The organism is Streptomyces sp. SID13726 (assembly GCF_010548375.1).
Taxonomy (GTDB): Bacteria; Actinomycetota; Actinomycetes; order Streptomycetales; family Streptomycetaceae; genus Streptomyces.
Genome location: NZ_JAAGLY010000765.1, coordinates 1 through 397, shown reverse-complemented (window position 1 = coordinate 397; position 397 = coordinate 1). Strand labels below are relative to the sequence as shown.

Genomic DNA, 397 nt, shown 5'->3' with positions numbered 1-397 from the left:
CCACTCGGCGCTGTCCGGGTAGGCGTCGATGATCGCCTGGAGGCTGGCGTTGGGACGCGGGTCGGATTCGCCGAGCGCGCCGAGCACCTTCTTGACGTACGCGTCCTGCGCGCCGCCGAGCGGGCGGAGCTCGGTGACGTCCATGCCGCCCTCGGTGAGGGTTCCGGTCTTGTCGAGGCAGACCACGTCGACGCGGGCGAGGCCCTCGATGGCCGGCAGCTCCTGCACCAGGCACTGTTTGCGGCCGAGCCGGATGACGCCGATCGCGAAGGCGACGGAGGTCAGCAGGACGAGCCCCTCGGGGATCATCGGGACGATGCCGCCGACGGTGCGGGCGATGGCGTCCTTGAGGTTGTTGTCCTTGACGACGAGCTGGCTGATGATCAGGCCGATCGAG

General features: G+C 69.5%; 1 pseudogene. It reads right to left on the bottom strand.

The annotated features are described in order from the left end of the window. A pseudogene (locus G3I78_RS50185) lies at positions 1-397 on the bottom strand (cation-translocating P-type ATPase); the annotation flags it as partial.